Origin of the sequence: Agathobaculum sp. Marseille-P7918 (genome assembly GCF_964248325.1) — a bacterium.
Taxonomy (GTDB): Bacteria; Bacillota; Clostridia; order Oscillospirales; family Butyricicoccaceae; genus Agathobaculum.
The window spans coordinates 577,460-598,060 of sequence record NZ_CAXTXI010000001.1; the positions used below are offsets into that span (position 1 = coordinate 577,460).

Here is a 20,601-nt window from a genome sequence, read left to right on the forward strand (position 1 = left end):
TCCTTCTGAAAAGTAGAAAAGCCGCTACGGGCCTGCCGCAGCGGCTTTGTTCAGTCTGCTGTTATGCTTCCGGTTCGCTTTCCACACGGGTGACGGCAATGGACAAATCATCCAACTGCTTGGCATCCACGGTATCCGGACAGCTCATCATCAAATCGGACGCATTCTGCACCTTGGGGAAAGCAATCACGTCGCGAATGGAGTCCAGCCCCGCCAGCAGCATGCACAGACGGTCCAGACCATAGGCAAGGCCACCGTGCGGGGGCGCACCGTAGGAGAAGGCCGTAATCAGGTGTCCGAACTGCTCCTTGGCACGCTCTTCCGTAAAGCCGAGTGCCTCGAACATCTTGGTCTGCAGCTCCGAATCATGGATACGAATCGAACCGCCGCCCAGCTCGCAGCCGTTGAGGATAATATCATACGCCTTGGCGCGCACCTTGGCCGGATCGGTATCCAGCAGCGGAATGTCCTCGTCCATCGGCGCGGTGAAGGGATGATGCTTGGCAACCAAACGGTCCTCTTCCTCGCTGTACTCAAACTGCGGGAACTCAGTGACCCACAGGAGCTTGAAGTCGTCCTTCTTGGCAAGGCCCAGACGTTTTGCCAGTTCACAGCGCAGCGCCCCCAGCGAAACGAGTGCCGTTTCCTCGGAGGCGTCTGCAACCACAAACAGCACGTCATTCTCATGCATGTCCGCGCGCTCCTTGATGGCTGCGATTTCTTCCTCGGTCAGGAACTTAGCAAAGGACGAGGTCATCGAACCATCGGCGGCAACCTTCATCCACGCAAGGCCCTTTGCACGATAGGTCTTAACGAAATCTGCCAGCTTATCAATTTCCTTACGCGGGAACTTGTCGGCATAACCGTTGATGTTAATCAGCCGTACCGTACCGCCGGCCTCAACCGCACCCTTAAACACGCCGAAGCCGCAGTTTGCCGCAATATCCGAAATATCCTTGATCTCAAAGCCAAAGCGGGTATCCGGCTTATCCGAGCCGAAGCGGTCCATTGCCTCGCGCCAGGTCAAACGCGGCAGCGGCAACTGGATATCGATATCCAGCACTTCCTTGAACACGCGTTTGAGGAAACCCTCATTGACCGCGATGACATCATCCTGCTCGACAAAGCTCATCTCAAGGTCGATTTGGGTAAACTCAGGCTGACGGTCGGCACGCAGATCCTCGTCGCGGAAACAGCGGGTGATCTGGATATAACGGTCCATACCCGACAACATCAGGAGTTGCTTATACTGCTGCGGCGACTGCGGCAGCGCATAAAACTTACCCGGATGCACGCGGGACGGCACAAGGTAATCTCGCGCACCCTCGGGCGTAGACTTGGTCAGCATCGGCGTTTCAATCTCGATGAAACCCTGCTCGTCAAAATAATTGCGAGCCACCTGGGTCACACGATGGCGCAGCATCAGATTCTTCTGCATGGAAGGACGACGCAGATCGAGGTAGCGGTACTTCAGGCGCACCTGATCGCCGACCTCCTTGGAATCGTCAATTTCAAACGGCGTGGTCTCCGCCTTGGACAGGATGCGGATGTCCTCGGCAATGATTTCGACCTCACCGGTCGGCATCTTTTTGTTGATGGCGGCCTCGTCGCGCGCAACCAGCTTGCCGCGCACCGCAACGACAAACTCCGTGCGGCAGGTAAAGGCAATGTTGAACAGCTCGGCGTTGACCGACTTATCGAACGTGCACTGCACGATGCCTGCGCGGTCGCGCACGAGCAGGAACAGTACACCGCCGTTATCACGCACACGGTCCACCCAGCCGTTGACCGTGACCGTCTGGCCCGCGTCGGAAACGCGCAGGTCGCCGCACATATGCGTGCGCTTCATGCCCGCAATCGATGTGTTATTCATGTTTATCAGTCCTCATCTATGATTTTTCAAATACTTTTCACTTATCGCAGATGACCTTGCCCTGGTTTTTGGCGACAAGACCGTCCCGGATGCGGGTGATAGCGTCGTCAAGCGATACCTTGACCTGCTCACCAGAGTCCATGTCCTTGACCGCAACGACGTTTTCCTGAATTTCATCCTCACCGAGGAAGATGACATACGGGATACCCAGCTTGTCCGCATAGCCGATCTTGTGCTTAAACTTCTTCTGCTCGCTGTACAGCTGTGTACGGATGCCCGCCTCGCGCAGAGAAGTCGCCAGCGCAATGGCCGCACCCATCTCATCCGTCATCGGCAGGATAAGCACATCAGCAGGCGCGCAATTCTGTTTGTCGTTCAGATAGCCCTGCTCTCCCAGCACATAGAACAAACGAGTCAGACCGATCGAAATGCCGACACCCGGCAGTTGCTTATCGGTATAATACTCTGCAAGGTTGTCATAGCGGCCACCTGAACAGATGGAACCGATCTCCGGATGATCCAGCATCGCCGTCTCATATACCGTGCCGGTGTAATAATCCAGACCGCGCGCGATCGTCAGATCGATTTCAAAGTGATCGTCCGGCACACCAAAAGCAGTCATGTACTGCGCAACCGTTTTCAGCTCGTCCGCACCCTGATCGAACACCTCGTTTTTGCCCTTGTAGCCCTCGAGCGCTGCAAGAATACCCTGCGTACCGCCCGGTGTTGCAATAAACGCCAGCAGCTCATCTGCCGTGTCCGCGGTCACACCAAAATCGTCCACCAGAATGGCTTTTACCTTTTCCGCACCGATCTTTTCCAGCTTGTCAATCGTGCGCATCACGTCGCCCGCCTTTTCAGTCAGGCCGAGGATGGCAAAAAAGCCGTTAAGCACCTTGCGGTTATTGATGCGAATCTTGAAACGTTCCAAGCCAAGAGAGGTGAAAGTCTTGTAGATGATGCTGGGCACTTCGGCTTCGTTGATAATATCCAGCTTGCCGTCACCGATAACGTCGATATCCGCCTGATAAAACTCACGGAAACGGCCGCGCTGTGCGCGCTCGCCGCGGTACACCTTGCCAATCTGGAAGCGGCGGAACGGAAAGGTCAGCTCACCGTAATGCTGCGCCACATATTTTGCCAGCGGCACCGTGAGATCAAAGCGCAGCGACAGGTCGCTGTCGCCCTTTGTAAAGCGGTAAATCTGCTTCTCGGTCTCTCCGCCGCCTTTGGCAAGCAACACCTCGGAGGATTCAATCAGCGGCGTGTCCAGCGGATAAAAGCCGTACAAGGCATAGGTCTCGCGCAGCACCTGCATGATTCGCTCCATCTGCACCTGCGGAGCGGGCAGCAGTTCCATAAAGCCGGACAGAGTTCTGGGTTTCACTTTTTCCATACTTTTTGATTCTCCTCAAGACAGACGATTGCACCGAATAGGCCCATCTGCCCATCCGGTGCATTGCTTTCTGTCGTTTATTTTTTATTCTTGGGGTTGACGATATTACGCCAATCCAGATCACCGCGGTCGAGGCCAAGGATGAGCATTTCGGCCGTTGCGGAATTGGTTGCAATCGGGATATTATGCATATCGCACAGACGGGCAATGGCGTGCACATCCGGCTCATACTGCGAATTGGACATAGGATCACGGAAAAACAGGACAAGGTCGATTTCGTTATACGCAACACGAGACGCTATCTGCTCCTCACCGCCTTGCATGCCTGCCAGACACTTATCAATCTTCAGGCCGGTTGCCTCTTCCACGAATTTTCCCGTTGTGCCGGTTGCACAAATATCATGCTTTGCCAGAATACCACAATACGCCATACAGAACTGAACCATCAGCTCCTTTTTCCGGTCGTGTGCGATAAGTGCTATGTTCATTTCCGAAACATCCCCTTTCCACGTACCACATATATGCTGTTTCCACTCTCTTATTGCGTCAGGCAACGCTGTTTGGTTGCTGATGTTTTGCAGAGAAGATGCTTTACCATATATTACGCTGTTTAGATACGAATGAGCGGTACCCGTTCTCCGTCCAACCGACGGGCTATGTTTTGAAAGGCACGTGCTGCACCCGTATGCTTGACCGATAAAATGCTCTTTCCGCTGTTGCCGCAGGAAATCAAATCCTCATCCTCCGGCACAACGCCCAAAAGCGGCAGCCCCGCTTCATCCATCGCGTCGTCGATATTGCCCGACTTGCCGCGGCAGATAAGTTGCGGACGCACCCGATTGAGCACCATGCGAATGCGCTGGATACAATATTCCTCTTCCAGCTTGCGCGCACACCGCTCCGCCCCGCGGATGCAGGCACGGTCGGTTGACGTAACAACAACCGCCTGCGTCGCAATATGCGCCAGAAAAGAAAGCTCCGCAGGCAACCCGGCAGGACCGTCCACCAATAGGTAATCAAACGCAGCTTCCTCCGCCTGTACGGCCAGCTGCTCCATGCCGCGCTCGCTGAGCGCGGGCAGTGCCACCGGCGCTGTCAGTAAGTACAGGCTCTGATACTCCGGATGCCGCGCCATGGCGTCGCCGAGCGGCACAGCGCCGCCCGCCACATCAGCAAAGGAATAAACCACCCTGTCCGACATACCCAGCACAATATCCAGATTTCGAAGGCCGCAGTCGCCGTCGATCAGGAGCACGCGGTGGCCAATCTGCGCCAACGCAGCGCCCACGCCCGCTGTAAAGGAGGTTTTCCCTGTGCCGCCCTTACCGGACGCAACCAGAATCACCTTCAACATACCGCCTCCGAAATAGAAAAACTTATATATTGTATTATAAACTACCAACCGTCAATTTACAAGCATTTGTGCAAAGTTTTTATTGCACTGAAACATTCCGTCAGGGAACCATGGTGTTTTCACTCTGCACAGACTCCACCGTATCCGGCTCCTCCTCTGCGAAGTACGCGTCGAGAATATCCCGTACAATCGGCGCGACCGCAGAACCGTGTCCTGCACCTTCACCAACCACGCAAACGACAATTTCCGGGTCGTCAAACGGTGCGAAAGCGACAAACAAGCCATTGGTGTAGTTGGTCTCAACGCCGTCTTTCCTTTCAGTCATTTCTGCAGAACCGGTTTTACCGCCGACCTTAATCGGATAATCGGCAAAGGTAGTCGCTGCGGTACCGCCCTCGGCAGTAACCTCGCTCATGCCCTTCATCACCAAATCGCGTGTTGCATCCGAAAACTCGATGGTATCGATGACCTTCGGCTGCTCTTCCTCGACCACGTCGGAATAATCATAGGTTTTGATGCTCTTGACCAGCGTCGGCTGATACAGTGTGCCGCCGTTGACCACCGCCGCCATATAGTTTGCCAGCTGCAAAGGGGTAAACAGATTATCAGACTGACCGATCGCAGCGTTGACATCGTCGCCGCCCTGCCACTCGCGCAGCGTGGGGTCGTTTTTGCGATTTGCCTCGCGTTCGGTCGGACCTGCCGCCTGACCGGCATATTCCGCAATCTCTACGCCAGTCACATTGCCCAAACCGAATTTGTCACACCAGTTTTCCAGATGCGCGCCGGTAAGCTGCTGACCAACATTGTAGAAAAACACGTTGCAGGAATATTTGATAGCCTGTGTTACGTCCAACGTCATGGGTTGTTCGTGGTTGTTACAGGGGAATGTCACACCGCCATATTCGAACTTGCCGTCACAAACATATGTGGTGTTGGCGTCAATAATACCCTCCTCAAGCGCCGCAATCGCCGTCAGCACCTTAAAGGTCGAACCGGGCGGATACAAGCCTAACGTGGCACGGTTCAGCTCCGGGCTTCTTGAGTCACTGGAAATCTGGTCGTAATCCTTGTTGTAATTCTCCAGATTATAGGTTGGATAGGACGCCATAACCAACACCTCACCCGTATCCGGGTCAAGCGCAACCGCCGCGCCGCCGCGCTCATAGCCGGAAAGATAGTTGGCCAGCGACTGTTCCGCTACTTCCTGCAATTCCAGATCAATGGTGGTAATGACATTGTCGCCCGGCTGCGGCGCATACGAATTGGCATGGTCGGTGATGCTGTCGCCGCCCAGATCGGTTTCCACCGTGCGTGAGCCTGCTGTGCCGTGCAGATAGGACTCCAGCGCAGACTCCAATCCGCTTTTGCCGATGGTGTCATTCATGGTATAGCCCGCCTTATTCTGATACGGGCCGCCGTTTTTCGTACCCGTCCATTCCTCTGTGAACATCGGGCCAACCGTTCCCAACAAATGCGCAGCATACGTCGTGTCATACTTGCGGATGGCTTCGCTCTGCACGTCAACACCGGTATACTGCTGATGGTGCTCCTTGATATAGGCAATCAAATCCATGGAGACATTGTCTGCCAGCGTAAACGTGGCATTGTTATTAAATCCAACACGCCGCATGCTGTAATACAGGCCGACCAACGTGCGCGCATCCGCGTCGGACAGCCCGGTCTGCATCCCCAGATTATTCTCCATATAGGTACGCATGGCGCTGATAAACTCGGAGGCTGATACCAGTGTGGTCGCATCAATCTGCGACACCTGATCAATTTTGTTGCCGTCCGCATCATACTGCGGATTTTCCTCATTCGCCGTATTTGCAGCCGCTTTGGCATCCTGCACAGCCTTCAGGCCAAGCGTATCCGCACTTTGCTTAATATAATCGGACAACGCTTTGCGCTCAGAGTCTCCCTCCGCGCCGACATATTCATACGGTGCGGTATCTGTAATAGGCATTACATCATTGAGCACCGCAGCGCTTGTTTCTTCCGTCGTATCCGTATCGGTTTCGGTGCCGTCCCCGGTCTCATCGCCGCCATCTGTGTTCGCGGCTGCGGCCGCAGTTCCGTCCGCCTTAACCCGATTGGCCAAGTCCAGCAGCACCTCAAAGCGGTCTTCCTTGTCCTCCCAAAAGGAGGAATATATCAGCACCAGGGAAAAGCCGGTCTGATTGGTCACCATTGCCCTGCCGTAGCGGTCCAGAATTTCGCCGCGCGCAGCCGATACAGTGGACGTTGTCGTCAAAAAGCTCGCTGACCGACGCACATAGCTTTCTCCGTTAATCAGCTGCAGCTGAAGCAGCTGACCGCCCGCGAGTCCCACGCAAAGCAGCAGCAGACAGCCCAATACCAGCAGACGGCGCAGCAGTTGTGTTTTATTTACCATAGGGGTTCCTCTTTTCGCTTCTCATCGGTTGGCGAATTTACGGCTGATTTTCTGCATCGGCCAGTATACGATAAAGCAAAACAGGCAGGCCAGCAGTGTCCCGCCGATAATTTGACGCAAAACCAGACCAAAGGATGCACCGGCCTGCGGCAGAAGATAGGCAAAATACCGCAGCAGTCCCAGCACAATCATTTCAAATGCCGTCATGAGCACCATCGACACGTAGCTTCCGCTGAGCGTCAGACGGCTCATCTCACCCGCAATAAAGCCGAATATCAGGAAAAACAGCGGATACAGTCCGTCAATGCCGATAAAGCCCAAATCGTAAAAAAGGCCTACCGTGATACCGATAATTACGCCTTCCACCGGACCATCCAGCAGCGCGGCCGCGGCCACGAGTGCGGGCAGCAGGTCCAAGTGATAGCCGCGAATCGACCACGTGCCGAACAAACTGGTCTGCAGCACATAAATCAGCAGTGCAAACAGAATGTACAGCACGATCTTCGGGATGGATAATTGTTCTCTCTGCATGTACTCACTCCGTAGTATCCGTAAAATCGGTGACAATGGAAACGCTTGATACCGTATCCACATTTGCAAACGGCTTGATAACCGCGTAATAGGAAATGCCGTTTTCCTCAGGCAGCACGCTTTCCACTGTGCCAATCATCACACCCTTGGGGAACAGCCCGCCGCGGCCGGAGGTTTCCACCGTATCTCCGATGACGACGCTGGAATCCTCCGTCAGATAGCTCAGCCGCAGATTCCCCTCCGCCATCAGGTCGTAATTGCCCTCGGCAATAGCGGTTTCACGGGTGCGGGTGATCAGTGCGCCGCACTGCATCTCGACATCGATTACAGTCGTAACCTCGCAGGTGTTGGAATACACCTCGCTGACGTAGCCCACCATGCCGTCCACCGTGGTAACCAGATCGCCCACTTCCACGCCGTGAGAAGAACCTTTGTCCAGGCTGAGCGTCATCGCCCAGTCGCCCGGATTGCGGGCAATGACCTCAGCATTGATAGTCGTCAACTCGCGCGTGCGTTCGGGCTGACCCGCCGCGGCACGCAGCTGATTATTTTCCTCAATCGCCAGCTCCGCATCGCGCACGGTCTGCTCCATATCGCGAATCTGCTTCTTCAGCTCCTCATTTTCCGCTTTCAGGTCATCAAATTCGGTGAAATATCCAAAGCCCTTCCCCAGCGCACCGGTCACGCCGGATGCCAGCCGCTGCACAGGCGTGGTCACAAAGCTGACCAAACGGGTCACCGGAGACGGTTTGCCGGTCACGCCGCTGTACAGCGCGGACAGGATGCACAGCACAATCACAATCACCACGCCGACCACAAAACGCGACCCCACTCTGTTACGTCTTCGCAAAAGCTCTAAACTCCTTTCAATATTTCCAAACGCGCCGGTTTCAGTACATTTCCTGCGTCATTTGCCGCAGAATCACATGCAGTCCCGCCACCGGCAGGCCCATAACGCTGTAATAGTCGCCCTCAATGCCGTCGATAAGCAAGGCGCCGTGCCCCTGTATGCCGTAAGCGCCCGCCTTATCCAGCGGCTCACCCGTGGCAAGATAGGCGGCAAGCTCGTCCTCATCAAACGCGCGGAAGGTCACCCGCGTGCGGGTGCACAGCGTGCGCGCCTCGCCCGCAGGCGGCAGCACGGCCAGTCCGGTCAGCACCTCATGGGTGCGCCCACGCAAGCGGCGCAGCATATCCGCCGCCTGTGCCTCATCCGCTGGCTTACCCAGCGGCAGGCCGTCTATCGTGACCATCGTGTCCGACCCGATGCACACCGCATCCGGATTCAGCTGCTGCGCCGCCTGTGCTTTGAGCCGCGACAGACGCACAACCTCTTTATCCAGCGGTGCGCCGGGACGCAGCGTTTCATCCGCATCCGCCGGGCAGACGGTAAAATTCTCGGTAATCAGCGTCAGCAGCTCCCGCCTGCGCGGCGATGCGGACGCCAGAACGATTTGCATTATTCGACTCCTCTTTTGTATAGTCCGTTGGTGAATTCCCCCTCCATGGGGTTGCCTTCGAGGAAGGCGCAGGCAATGCGCGCGCATTCCTCCGGTGTTTCGATAGTAAACAGCAGCCGCGCAGTCTGTACACCGAGCGGCCGCACATCCTCACGCAGGCAAAGCGCTCGATTGCCCAGCAGGGTATTGCGGCAGCCATATTCGGGCAGCAGCGCAAATCGCTCACCGCGGCGGTCGGTCAGATAGGTAACACCGTTCTCGCAGCTGCACTTGCCGCCGTGCTGACGGCGAATCGCACAGTTTTCAAAAATCATCAGCGGCAGATGACCGTAAACAATCATTTCGATTTCCAGCGGCCCGCGCATGTCGCGAATCTGCGCCAGACGCGCCTCAAACGACAGCGTCTGCCGCTGCACGCCCATTTCAGCCAGCGCATGCAGTGTTTTGCTGTTGAATGCATTTAAGCCGAAGTCGCCGTGCACGGCAAATCCAAGCCGCCGCGCCAGCGCGATATGGCCGAGGTTGCCCGCCAGCACGGTTTTCGTGCCACGGCTCATCGCCTCGCCCAGCAGCATTTCAATCTCGGGCTGCTCCGCGTCCGAAAAGATACGCGGCAGTACGGCAGGCAGGCCGGTCTGCGCCGCAACATCCAGCGGCACATAGATGGTTTCCAGCCCCAGGTCGCGCAGCGCGTCCGCCTGCGCCTTGGTGCGCACAGACGCGGTATACCCGCAAAAACCGGTGCGCGGGCGGCTGTCGTCGTCACGCGCGAGCAACGGGCCTTCCAACCAGTCCCGCGACGGCGGAGCCGCGCGTTTGGCCAGCAGCAGTGCGAGCGCATCGCGCCGCATGGCATTGACGGTAGACGCAGGCAGCGCCAAGCCGTCCTCCATCTCAATGCGTAAGTTTTTGATATAAAACGGTGTACCGCCCGTCTTGCGCAGGGATTTTTCCACCATTTCCGGTGTGGTTGGGCGGGTACGCGCCCGCTCGACGGCCGCCGCGGACGAAACGCCGTCCGCACTGAGCACCGCGCCCGTGTCCTCGCGCGCGGTAAAGCACAGCGAAACCGGCACAAGCGGCGCTTCCTTGCCCTCGGCAAAGCGGTGCGCTGCCTCATCGTACAGCGACTGCACCTCATGCAGCGGCACATCGGTCTTGGTGCCGAACATCGCATCGCCCTTTTTTCCGGTGTAGTAACCGTCAGTAAATCCGTCGCGCGAAAAGACGCGCCGCAGCGTGTCGCGCTCCTCCGGTGTCGGGTTCCGATGCTCGCGCAGCAAATCGGCGTAAATCTTCGTAACGATTGCGGTGTATTCCGGCCGCTTCATACGGCCTTCAATCTTGAGCGAGGACACACCGAGGTCGGCAAGCTCCGCCACATGGCCCGCCAGCGCCAAATCCTTGAGCGAGAGCGGATAGCCCCCGTTATATGGTAGGCGGCAGGGCTGCGCACACAAGCCACGGTTGCCCGAGCGCTGCCCGATGACCGCAGACAGATAGCACTGTCCCGAATAGCACATGCATAGCGCGCCGTGCACAAACACCTCGGTCTCAACGCCCGCCTGCTCGGTAATCAGGCGCACTTCGTCCCGCGTGCACTCACGGCTGAGCACCACGCGCGAAAAACCAAGGTCGCGCGCCTGCTTTGCACCGTCAAGCGTGTGAATGGTCATCTGGGTGGAGGCGTGCAGCGCAAAATCCGGCGCGTGCGCATGAATCAGCCGCGCCAGTCCCAAATCCTGCACAATCAGCGCATCCGCACCCGCCTCGTACAAAAATTTTGCGTCATGCAGCGCGGTGTCCAGTTCGCGGTCGCCCGCAAGAATATTCAGCGTAATGTTGGTCTTAACACCCCGCGCACGGCAGTAAGCAATAGCGTCCGCCATCTCGTCGGCCGAAAAGCCCTGTGCGTTGCGACGCGCATTGAACGTGCCGAAGCCCATATACACCGCGCCCGCACCCGACTGCACGGCCGCGCGCACCCCCTCCGGCGAACCGGCGGGCGCAAGCAATTCTACCTTACTCATTTATGTCGATTCCCCGGATGACCTGTGCTGTTACGATTGACCTGTTGCCGCAGAGCCGTGTTCTCCGCCTCGAGCGCGCGGCACTTGCCCTCGGCAGCCTCGGCAGCCGTCTTAGCCTTGATATACTCGTCAGCAAGGTTGACTGTCGCCAGCGCCAGCGCCCGTGTGGACGCAAACGATGCCGAACCGCCGCACTGCGCGATGGTCTGCTGCGCCAGCTCCGCCACCTCATTCATATATTCCACAGATTCATCCGCCAGCATGGTGTACTGCTGTCCGGCAATCTGTATGGTTACACGGTTTGCCATGCAAATCCTTCCTTTCGCAAAATAGTCGCTCAAAAGGCATAATTTGATAAAATATAGTATACCACAACCCATTCCCTTTTGGAACAAAAATTCTGTGCAAAGATGCGCACTCTGCTTCCCGTTTTTTGTACACAACGATGCCGGCGTATAAATTTGTAAAAGATTTTTGTTTGCCTTGTGTGATACGCTGCGCTGTGCTAAAATAAAAATGAATTATTCCGTCCGGATGAGATGCCGGACAGACATCAGGTGAGATTTATGCTGCATATCAACGAGGTCCGCCGCATCGTAGTCAAGGTGGGTACCTCGACGCTGACATACGAAAACGGAAAGCTCAATATCCGCCGCATCGAACGGCTGGTGCGCACCATCAGCGACCTGCAAAACCGCGGGTTCGACATGGTGCTCGTCTCCTCGGGCGCGGTGGGCGTGGGCGCTGCCAAGCTGGGGCTTGGCGGGCGGCCCCGCGAGCTTGCAATGAAGCAGGCCGCCGCCGCGGTCGGACAGTGCGAACTGATGCATATTTACGACAAAATGTTCCTCGAATACGGCATCAACGTCGCGCAGATTCTGCTCACGCGCGAAAACATCATCGACGACGACCAGCGCGAAAACATTCACAACACCTTCACCGCGCTCATGCGCACGGGCGTTGTGCCGATTGTCAATGAAAACGACACGGTCGCCACTGCAGAGCTTAAGCACATCGAAAACTTCGGTGATAACGACACCCTGTCCGCCGTGGTTGCGCGCATGTGCGACGCAGACCTTTTGGTCATCTTCTCGGACATCGACGGGCTGTATGATTCCGACCCGCGCAAAAACCCGCAGGCCAAACTGATTGGGCATGTAGCCAAAATTGATGCAAAAATCCGCCGCATGGCGGGCGGCGCAGGCTCGGCACACGGCACGGGCGGCATGGCCACGAAAATTACCGCCGCCGAGTTGTGCATGGATGCCGGCATTCCCATGCTGGTGGCCAACGGCGACAAGGACGATATTCTGTATGACATTGTGGACGGCAGACCGGTTGGCACGCTGTTTGCACGGGAGGAGGAGCGCGTATGACAAAATTTCACATTCACCGCCTGACCGACGTACTCTGCGGCGGAAATCTGCGCGTTTTTTCCAAGGCGCAGGTCATCGCGGCGCTTATCGGCGCAGCCATTGGTGCGTTTCTGGGCGTGCAGGCTTACTGCAACGGCTGGCTGGGCTGAGGCTCACCGATTCCCTATACCGATATTTTAGATAAACGGAGTGAAACACCATGCGGCAACTGATGGAAATCGCTGAGGATGCGCGCCGCGTTAAGCACGCGGTGGCAAAACTCGGCACAAACGATAAAAACCGCGGTCTGCTTGCCATTGCAGACGCACTTACCGCGCACGCGGACGAAATCATCGCCGCCAACCGCATCGACATCGAAAACGGTCGTGCCGCCGGTCTGGCGGACGGGTTAATCGACCGTCTGATGCTGGATGAAAAGCGCATCGCAGGCATCGCGGAAGGCTGCCGTCAGGTTGCCGCGCTGCCCGACCCGGTCGGCGAAGTGCTGGGCATGCATAAGCGGCCCAACGGCCTGCTGATCGGCCAGAAGCGCGTGCCGATGGGCGTCATCGGCATCATTTACGAGGCGCGCCCCAACGTCACGGTCGATGCAGCGGCGCTGTGCTTCAAGGCGGGTTCGGCCTGTATCCTGCGCGGCGGCAAAGAAGCGTTTCACTCCTCGATGTGCCTGACCAAGCTCATGCGCGCGGCGCTCGAAGCCGAGGGGCTACCCGCAGACGCAATCAATCTGGTTGAGGACACCTCGCGCGAGAGCGCAAACCAGATGATGAAACTGAACGGCTATCTGGACGTCCTCATCCCGCGCGGCGGCGCGGGCCTGATTCGCGCGGTCGTGCAGAACGCGACCGTTCCGGTCATCGAAACCGGCACGGGCAACTGCCATGTGTATGTGGACGCCTCTGCCGACCTCGATATGGCACAGCGCATTCTGGTCAACGCCAAGTGCCAGCGGCCGAGCGTGTGCAACGCCGCCGAAAGCCTGCTGGTGCATAAGGATGTCGCCGCTGCATTCCTGCCCGTGGCGGCAGAGGGTCTTGCACCGGACGGCGTTGTGCTGCACGGCTGCCCGCGCACCATGGAGATCCTCGGAAATGCGGTGCTGCCTGCGACCGATGAGGACTACGGCCGCGAATACCTCGGATACGAAATTTCCTGCAAGGTAGCGGACTCGCTCGACGAGGCCATCGACCATATCAATCGCTTCAACACCGGCCACTCCGAATGCATCGTCACACGTGACTACGCCGCTTCACAGCGGTTTCTCGACGAAGTGGACGCGGCGGCGGTCTATGTCAACGCCTCTACCCGCTTTACCGACGGCTTTGAATTCGGTTTTGGTGCAGAAATCGGCATTTCCACTCAAAAACTGCACGCGCGCGGTCCGATGGGACTGACCGCGCTGACCACCACCAAATATATTATTTACGGAAACGGACAGGTGCGCTGATGAACAAAACCATGGAGAAGGAATATAAGTGGCGCGCGAATGAAGGGCTATTGGGGCAGGCGCTTTTATGGGCCTCCTCCCGCATCGGCACGCAAAGCCGGACGCTGCATATGCAGTCGCAGTATTTCGACACAGCGGACGGTTTGCTGCGCGGGCAGCAAGCCGCGCTGCGCATGCGAAAAGAAAACGACCGCAGCGTCTGCTGCCTCAAGCTGCGCAACGAAAACACACCGGACGGTATGCGCGCACATGAGGAATATGAATGCATGGCGCAGACGGTTGCCGAGGGACTTTCCATCCTGCCCAAAAAGGGCGCGCCGCTGACGCTCTGTGCGCAGGCGCTCGCCGCCCCGCTGGAGATCATCTGCACGGTGAATTTCCGGCGCTGCGCCATCCTGCTGCAGCAGGGCAATACGGTGTGTGAGCTGGCGCTCGATCAGGGCACACTGCGGCATGGAGACAAAACCGCACCGCTGTGCGAAATCGAGCTGGAATATGTCGCCGGCAGCGAAGAGGCCTTTCACGCGCTTGCCGCCGAGCTTGCCGAGCATCTTTCGCTTGTGCCGGAACCGGAAAGCAAGCTGGCACGGGCCATGCAATTATAATTCTCTCCGCTTGAACAGGAGGCTGCGTATGCGCAGCCTCTTTTGTTATGCCCACAGTCTGTGCGCAGACGTTTCTGATAACTGCCGCAAGCGAAATGTGCATAAAATTGTGCAAAGCGTATATTTTTCTCCGACCGCGCAATTCTCCCCCCGTGTTCTTGCAAAAAAAGCAGTTTCCATGTATAATAAACATGAATTTTGGGAGGGTAAATACACATGAACTTTGACAGCATCATCACGATTGCCGCTTTCGGCGTATACCTGATCTTCATGATCTGTATCGGCATGTACTTCATGGGCAAAAGCCGAACGACGACCGATTATTTCCTTGGCGGCCGCAAGCTCGGCTCCTGGGTCACCTCGATGAGCGCTCAGGCGTCGGATATGTCCGGCTGGCTGCTGATGGGTCTGCCCGGCGCCGCTTATCTGTCCGGCATTTCCGCCGGCTGGATCGCCATCGGTCTTGCCGTGGGTACTTATCTGAACTGGCTGCTGGTTGCCAAACCCCTGCGCCAGTATACCAAGGTTGCTAACGATGCAATCACGCTTCCGCAATTTTTCAAAAACCGTTTTCATGATGAAAGCGGCATGATTTCGGTCATCGCGGCCGTATTTATTTTGGTATTTTTCCTGTTTTATACGGCTTCCGGCTTTGTGTCCTGTGCCAAGCTGTTCTCCTCCGTGTTCGGCATCCCGTATATGGTGTCGCTGCTGGTGGGCGCAGTTGTCGTCATTTCCTATACCTTCGCAGGCGGCTTCTTTGCCGTGTGCTGGACCGACTTTTTCCAGGGCCTGCTGATGTTTTTCTGCGTTATCGCCGTACCCTCGATTGCGATTGGCTCGCTCGGCGGCCCGTCCGACTTTTTGGCACAGGTGGAGGCCTTTAATCCCAACTTCCTGAACATGTTCGTCGACGGCGAAACCAACACCCCTTACACGGCGCTCGGCATTGCTTCCCTGCTCGCCTGGGGTCTCGGCTATTTCGGCCAGCCGCATATTCTGGTGCGCTTTATGGGCATTTCTTCGCCCGGCGCGATTAAAAAATCCCGCCGCATTGCCTCTATCTGGGTACTCATTTCGCTGACTGCCGCCGTGCTCATCGGTGTTTCCGGCCGCATGTTCCTGGGCGATGGCCTGCTGGTCACCGCCGGCAATGAGGAAACCATTTATATCAACATGGTCAGCCGCATCTTCCCGGTGTTTATCGCAGGTATTTTCCTGTCTGCAATTCTGGCAGCCATCATGTCCACGGCCGACAGCCAGCTGCTGGTCACGGCCTCGGCCATCACCGAGGACTTTTATCATAACAAGATCCGTCCGAACGCTTCGCCGTCCGAGCTGATGTGGGTTTCCCGCATCTGCGTTATCGCGGTCGCACTGATCGCTGTTTTCATCGCCACCAATCAGAACAGCACCGTGCTCGGTCTGGTAGAATACGCATGGGCCGGTTTTGGCTCCGCCTTCGGTCCGCTTGTGCTCTGCTCGCTGTTCTGGCGCCGCACCAACAAGTATGGCGCATATGCCGGCATCATCGTCGGCGGTGTGGTCGATCTGGTGTGGGCGCAGCTGTCCGGCGGTATCTTCGAGTTGTATGAGATTGTCCCCGGCTTTGTCTGCGGTATGATTGCCATTTTCGTAGTCAGCTTGCTGACCCCCGCACCGTCCAAGGAAGTCACCGACCAGTTCGATTCCTACCGTACCTGTGAGGAATAATGAAACGCAAACTTCGGCTGTTCCTCTGGTGCGCGGCTGCCGTTGCATTCGTGCTGAGCGGCATCGTCCAAACCGCCGACCACCTGCTCCCGCACCAGAAGCTGACAAATGAAACCGCCGTGCATTTTATTGACGTCGGTCAGGGCGATTCGGTGCTCTTGCTTTCCGGCGGGCAAGCTGTGCTGGTGGATGCAGGCACCGCGGAAAGCGGCGCGGCTGTGGTCCGCTATCTGGAGGATCTGGGCGTAACCCGGCTGTACGCCGCGGTTGTCACCCATCCGCATGCCGACCATATCGGCGGCATGGCACAGGTCCTTCAGGCGTTTCCGGTCGAGCATTTCTACATGGGGCCGGAAACACAGAACACTTCTTCCTTTTCAGAACTGCTGGACACACTGCAAACACAGGGTGTTCAGCCTACTATCCCCGCACCGGGCGATACGCTGGCGTTTGACTCCGGCGCTTCGCTCACCTTTCTCGGCCCTGCAGACGATGTGCCGAGCGGCAACCTAAACGACCGTTCGCTCATTACGCTGTTTCAGGCCGACGAGCAGAAAGTGCTGTTGATGGGCGACGCGGAAGCTGCCGCCGAACAGTCGCTTTTGACGCACTATCCATCCTTACGCTGTGATGTGCTCAAGGTAGGGCACCACGGCGGAGCGACCTCGTCCTCCCTGCCCTTTCTGCAAACCGTTCAACCATCCGTTGCCGTCATCTCCTGCGGCGTAGACAACGACTACGGCCACCCCGACCCGCAAACGCTGCAAAATCTGTCCGTTGCGGGAGTAAACGATGTCCGCATTACAGCGGAATGCGGCACCGTAATCCTCCCGCTTCACCCACCGTCATCAAGCAAGGAGAATGCTGCATGAAACAGACCGGTATTGTCGATCGCTTTGAAGGCGATGATGTGGTTGTTGAAATTGGTGGAAAAATGGTCAATTTTCCCCGCGCCGACGCTCCCGCTATGCTGGGCGAAGGCATGGTCGTCATCATACGCGACGGCCGGATTGCGGAAATCGACCAAATTGAAACCCAACGTCTCGAGGACGATATGCGCCGCCGTTTTGAGCGCATCCTCGGCAAACAATCCGATGAATAAATCCTAGAAGGAAAGGCGAACAAAACCAATGGAAAAGAAACCCTTTTTGACACTCGAACAGGTACAGGAGATTACAAAGACCTACCCCACCCCGTTCCACATCTATGATGAGAAGGCCATCCGCGAAAATGCGCGCAAGGTCAAGGAGGCATTCGCATGGAATCCGGGCTTTAAGGAGTACTTTGCCGTCAAGGCTACGCCCAACCCCCGTCTGGTGCAGCTGCTCCACGAGGAAGGCTTCGGCTGCGACTGCTCCAGCTACACCGAGCTGCTGCTGAGCAAGGCTTGCGGCATCACCGGACACGACATTATGTTCTCCTCCAACGTCACCCCGAACGAGGACTTCAAGCTGGCCAGCGATTTGGATGCCATTGTTAATTTTGACGACATCACCCACCTTGACTATTACGATAAGGTCGGTGAGTGGAAGGAGACCATGTCCTGCCGCTTCAATCCCGGCGGCGACTTCGTGCTGGAGAACGAAATCATGGACACCCCGCAGGAAGCCAAGTACGGCATGACCCGTGAGCAGCTCATCGAGGCATTTAAGTACATGAAAACCAAGGGCGTCAAGCACTTCGGCATTCATGCGTTCCTCGCTTCCAACACGGTAGCAAATGAGTATTACCCCGCTCTTGCCCGCATCCTGTTCAAGCTGGCAGTTGAGGTGCGCAAGGAAACCGGCGTGCACATCGCGTTTATCAATCTGTCCGGCGGCGTCGGCATCCCCTACAAGCCGTGGCAGGAGCCGAACGACATCATGGCCATCGGTGAAGGCGTGCGCCGCGCATATGAGGAAGTCCTGTGCCCGGCAGGTATGGATGACGTCTCCATTTACACTGAAATGGGCCGCTTTATTCTTGGGCCGTACGGTGCGCTGGTTGCCAAGTGCATCCACCACAAGCACACCTACAAGGAATATGCCGGTCTGGATGCGTGCGCAGCCAATCTGATGCGTCCGGCGATGTACGGCGCATACCACCACATCACCGTACTGGGCAAGGAAAACGCCCTGCACGACCGCACCTATGATGTGACCGGCGGTCTGTGCGAAAACAACGATAAGTTTGCCATCGACCGCAACCTGCCCCGCATTGATATCGGTGACTATATCTATATCCACGATACGGGTGCGCACGGCTTCTCGATGGGCTATAACTACAACGGTAAGCTGCGCTCGGCAGAACTGCTGCTGCACGAGGACGGCTCGGTAGAACTGATTCGCCGCGCAGAAACCCCCAAGGATTACTTTGCTACGCTGGACTTCACCGGCCTGTTCGATGGCATCCTTTAATTTCACAAAGCAAAAAGCGTGTATTCCAATGAGTACACGCTTCAGCTTATCGAAAAAGTCCAGCGGTAGCTGGGCTTTTTCATTTGTATGAGGTAAAATATTATAGGTGGTGAGTGAGGTGCTGGAACGCGGAAAAATGGATCGTAATATGATAGAAATGGTGAAGCCATTGTACTGTCAAGACAACGGCCGGCCGAGCGTAGACCCTGTGGTGCTGTTCAAAATGGTACTGATCCAGCATTTGTACGGCTTGCCATCCCTTCGACGGACGGCAGAAGAAGTAGGCTTAAATGTAGCATACCGCTAGTCTCTGGGATATACGTTGCAGGAGGAAACACCTCATTTCTCCATGGTGAGCTATAATTTCCGGCATCGCTTTACAGAAGAGACGATAAATGGGAGTAATCCGAATATCTGTGTCAACTGTCCCACCCGACATTTGTGTACTCATTCGAAAGACTGTGTCAAAACAGTACAGCGGCACATCTGGAAAGACTACGAGGACTTAGCGGATGACGCCCGCTATACTCTGAAATGCCGGGAACTATACAAACGGCGTAAGGAGACCATTGAACGGATCTTTCGACGCCAAGGAAAACACGCCATGCGTTATACGCAGTACAGAGGCTTGGCCCAAGTGACAAACTGGGTGAAGCTCAAATTTGCTGCCATGAATCTGAAAAAACTGGCCAGATGGTTGTGGAAGGAGAAGCGTTCTCCTTTCGCTTTGATACTTCTTTGGTCTCTATACGCCAGAAACCCGGCTTATGCTTGACGCATAAACCGGGTTTCTCGACAGACTGAGAGCGCTCCTACTGGAGCGCTCTATCGTTTTTATTCAGTCTTTTTCCGGCAAATCGCATCAGGAGCGTGGCGGCCTGCGCTCTGGTAGCCTGACCACAGGATTCCAGTTGATTATGGCCTACACCAGTAATCAACTCCTGATCCACGGCCCATATCATGGCTGACTGTGCCCAGTCGCTGGCCTGCGCCCCATCCACAAAAGAGGAGAGACTGCCATCCACATTGGGGCTTCCTGCATATCGCCACAGCATGGCTGCCATTTGCTCACGGGTGATGGGATCGTTAGGGCCAAACTTGCCGCTGCCATAGCCGGTGACGACACCTGCACTGTCAGCCCAGCGAACTGCTTTCCCATACCAGTCCTCCAACTTTACGTCGTCGTAATCCATAGGATGATCGACAATTGGGCTGCCTTCCAGCCGCCAGAGGATCGTGACAATCATTCCTCGGGTGGTAACGGCATCGGGTTCAAAAGTTGTTTTTCCAGTCCCCACCATCAAGATGTTTTCCAAGCAATAATGCACACCATCATGATACCATGCCCCCAATTCTGTATCAGAGAAAGCTGCCATAGGACAGCTGTCATCCTGGGGACAGTCGGATGTGCCGGTCATTCGACGGAATGTGACCGTAATGGTTACTTTTTCGTCCGGTTGTGTAAAGGTATAGGTTCCATCATCGTTTGGAATAACCTCTACCGGCTTACCAGTAGAGTCAGTGACGATAACCTCATCTACGGTATAGCCTTCATCCGGAGTGGGCGTAATCGTAACTTGATCTCCTGTTTCCGGATTCTTGGGGCTGGTGGTAACCGAACCGTGCTCGGTCTGCTCTATGCTGGGAGGATATACAGGGGCCGATGATCCGCCTCCCTGATTGCCACCGTTGCTCCCGTAGGATTCCGCATAGCCGATAGCATAGGTGGAAAAGCATTTGACATATAGGGTCAATCGGGTCTTATCACTGTTGACAGTAAAGTATTCGCCCAGTTCATTTTTGTTGGCTTCACCTTGTTTCAGTTCCTGCGCTTCCTTATCCTCCTCCTGTCCGGTGCTGCTGTGTACACGGTAAACGGAATAGGTACCTTTTCCCTGTAGTTCTGTGGGCAATGGCAGCAGGACTTCCAGCAGGACGTTGGCCTGTGGAATCAGGGTCGGATCGCTGGTAACACCAGCTGCAGTCGTTACCGTTTTTTCCAGCTTGTAATCCATCACAAGA

At 56.2% G+C, this 20,601-nt stretch carries 21 protein-coding genes; 10 read left to right on the forward strand and 11 right to left on the reverse strand.

Annotated features, from left to right (window positions below; genetic code table 11):
- Positions 1-61 precede the first annotated feature (61 nt).
- The 10 genes from aspS to ACESSO_RS02945 all read right to left on the reverse strand — a co-directional run bounded on the left by aspS (position 62) and on the right by ACESSO_RS02945 (position 11,350).
- Complete coding sequence (gene aspS, locus ACESSO_RS02900) at positions 62-1,873, reverse strand: aspartate--tRNA ligase (RefSeq protein ID WP_373163536.1); 1,812 nt, start codon at positions 1,871-1,873, stop codon at positions 62-64.
- 37 nt (positions 1,874-1,910) lie between these two features.
- Complete coding sequence (gene hisS, locus ACESSO_RS02905) at positions 1,911-3,269, reverse strand: histidine--tRNA ligase (RefSeq protein WP_373163537.1); 1,359 nt, start codon at positions 3,267-3,269, stop codon at positions 1,911-1,913.
- A gap of 77 nt (positions 3,270-3,346) precedes the next feature.
- Complete coding sequence (locus ACESSO_RS02910; RefSeq protein WP_125115826.1) at positions 3,347-3,757, reverse strand: methylglyoxal synthase; 411 nt, start codon at positions 3,755-3,757, stop codon at positions 3,347-3,349.
- 122 nt (positions 3,758-3,879) lie between these two features.
- Complete coding sequence (locus ACESSO_RS02915) at positions 3,880-4,623, reverse strand: P-loop NTPase (protein ID WP_373163538.1); 744 nt, start codon at positions 4,621-4,623, stop codon at positions 3,880-3,882.
- 100 nt (positions 4,624-4,723) lie between these two features.
- Positions 4,724-7,021 carry a penicillin-binding transpeptidase domain-containing protein gene (locus tag ACESSO_RS02920; protein WP_373163539.1) on the reverse strand — a complete coding sequence of 766 codons (2,298 nt, stop codon included), beginning with the start codon at positions 7,019-7,021 and terminating at the stop codon, positions 4,724-4,726.
- A 21-nt stretch (positions 7,022-7,042) separates the two neighbouring features.
- On the reverse strand, positions 7,043-7,552 hold the full coding sequence (mreD, locus tag ACESSO_RS02925; protein WP_373163540.1) for a rod shape-determining protein MreD: 510 nt from the start codon (positions 7,550-7,552) through the stop codon (positions 7,043-7,045).
- A gap of 4 nt (positions 7,553-7,556) precedes the next feature.
- Positions 7,557-8,402, reverse strand: a complete 846-nt coding sequence (gene mreC / locus ACESSO_RS02930; RefSeq protein WP_373163541.1) for a rod shape-determining protein MreC — start codon at positions 8,400-8,402, stop codon at positions 7,557-7,559.
- Between the two features lie 40 nt (positions 8,403-8,442).
- Positions 8,443-9,012, reverse strand: a complete 570-nt coding sequence (locus ACESSO_RS02935) for a nucleoside triphosphate pyrophosphatase (protein WP_373163542.1) — start codon at positions 9,010-9,012, stop codon at positions 8,443-8,445.
- Positions 9,012-11,042 (reverse strand): DUF3656 domain-containing protein, encoded by a 2,031-nt coding sequence (locus tag ACESSO_RS02940; RefSeq protein WP_373163543.1) that lies wholly within the window; start codon positions 11,040-11,042, stop codon positions 9,012-9,014. Before ACESSO_RS02940 ends, ACESSO_RS02935 begins: the two co-directional genes overlap by 1 nt.
- Entirely contained in the window at positions 11,039-11,350 is a 312-nt protein-coding gene (locus ACESSO_RS02945) for a cell division protein ZapA (RefSeq protein WP_373163544.1), read from the reverse strand. Before ACESSO_RS02945 ends, ACESSO_RS02940 begins: the two co-directional genes overlap by 4 nt.
- Before the next feature lie 258 nt (positions 11,351-11,608).
- On the opposite strand from ACESSO_RS02945, the gene proB reads away from it, so the two are divergent.
- The 10 genes from proB (at position 11,609) to ACESSO_RS02995 (ending at position 19,354) form a co-directional block, all read left to right on the forward strand.
- Complete coding sequence (proB, locus tag ACESSO_RS02950) at positions 11,609-12,418, forward strand: glutamate 5-kinase (protein WP_373163545.1); 810 nt, start codon at positions 11,609-11,611, stop codon at positions 12,416-12,418.
- Positions 12,415-12,567, forward strand: a complete 153-nt coding sequence (locus ACESSO_RS02955; protein ID WP_373163546.1) for a hypothetical protein — start codon at positions 12,415-12,417, stop codon at positions 12,565-12,567. Before proB ends, ACESSO_RS02955 begins: the two co-directional genes overlap by 4 nt.
- A gap of 50 nt (positions 12,568-12,617) precedes the next feature.
- Entirely contained in the window at positions 12,618-13,865 is a 1,248-nt protein-coding gene (locus tag ACESSO_RS02960) for a glutamate-5-semialdehyde dehydrogenase (protein WP_373163547.1), read from the forward strand.
- Positions 13,865-14,470: an inorganic triphosphatase gene (locus ACESSO_RS02965; protein WP_373163548.1), complete on the forward strand. Its 606-nt coding sequence runs from the start codon at positions 13,865-13,867 to the stop codon at positions 14,468-14,470. The genes ACESSO_RS02960 and ACESSO_RS02965 overlap by 1 nt, the downstream gene beginning before the upstream one ends.
- Before the next feature lie 216 nt (positions 14,471-14,686).
- Entirely contained in the window at positions 14,687-16,183 is a 1,497-nt protein-coding gene (gene putP / locus ACESSO_RS02970) for a sodium/proline symporter PutP (protein WP_373163549.1), read from the forward strand.
- On the forward strand, positions 16,183-17,055 hold the full coding sequence (locus ACESSO_RS02975; protein ID WP_373163550.1) for a ComEC/Rec2 family competence protein: 873 nt from the start codon (positions 16,183-16,185) through the stop codon (positions 17,053-17,055). The genes putP and ACESSO_RS02975 overlap by 1 nt, the downstream gene beginning before the upstream one ends.
- Positions 17,052-17,285, forward strand: coding sequence for a DUF3006 domain-containing protein (locus tag ACESSO_RS02980; protein WP_373163552.1), 234 nt, complete (start codon positions 17,052-17,054; stop codon positions 17,283-17,285). Before ACESSO_RS02975 ends, ACESSO_RS02980 begins: the two co-directional genes overlap by 4 nt.
- A 28-nt stretch (positions 17,286-17,313) precedes the next feature.
- Positions 17,314-18,579: a diaminopimelate decarboxylase gene (locus ACESSO_RS02985; protein ID WP_373163553.1), complete on the forward strand. Its 1,266-nt coding sequence runs from the start codon at positions 17,314-17,316 to the stop codon at positions 18,577-18,579.
- A gap of 148 nt (positions 18,580-18,727) precedes the next feature.
- Entirely contained in the window at positions 18,728-18,886 is a 159-nt protein-coding gene (locus ACESSO_RS02990) for a transposase (protein WP_373163554.1), read from the forward strand.
- A gap of 42 nt (positions 18,887-18,928) precedes the next feature.
- On the forward strand, positions 18,929-19,354 hold the full coding sequence (locus tag ACESSO_RS02995; RefSeq protein WP_373163555.1) for a transposase: 426 nt from the start codon (positions 18,929-18,931) through the stop codon (positions 19,352-19,354).
- A gap of 37 nt (positions 19,355-19,391) precedes the next feature.
- On the opposite strand, the gene ACESSO_RS03000 is transcribed toward ACESSO_RS02995, so the two are convergent.
- A complete protein-coding gene (locus ACESSO_RS03000; protein WP_373163556.1) occupies positions 19,392-20,594 on the reverse strand; it encodes an S-layer homology domain-containing protein in 1,203 nt (400 codons plus the stop codon).
- Positions 20,595-20,601 lie beyond the last annotated feature (7 nt).